General features: G+C 46.5%; 1 tRNA gene. It reads right to left on the bottom strand.

The features are described from left to right. Positions 1-183 precede the first annotated feature (183 nt). A tRNA-Glu gene (locus tag ACA373_RS22185) sits at positions 184-258 on the bottom strand. Between the last annotated feature and the right edge of the window lie 2 nt (positions 259-260).

The following is a 260-nucleotide window of genomic DNA, read 5'->3' as shown; positions in this document are numbered from 1 at the left end:
CTGCAAGCATTTGAGAGACTCGAACATATCGTTAATTTCATTCTTATTACGGAGAATGAAAACGACATGTCGTTTCAATTTTCAGCTTGTTCCGGATTGTTAAAGAGCAAATATCTCAAACGTGACTGTGAAGTCAGTTTTGAGATACTTCGTGGAGACACCTTTCACCTGTCACCAAGCAAGTGGCGTCCCCTAGGGGATTCGAACCCCTGTTGCCGCCGTGAAAGGGCGGAGTCCTAACCGCTAGACGAAGGGGACAC

The organism is Erwinia sp. STN24, from assembly GCF_041320675.1.
Classification (GTDB): domain Bacteria; phylum Pseudomonadota; class Gammaproteobacteria; order Enterobacterales; family Enterobacteriaceae; genus Erwinia; species Erwinia aeris.
The sequence above is the reverse complement of the archived record's forward strand: the minus strand, read 5'-3'. Positions and strand labels throughout refer to the sequence as shown.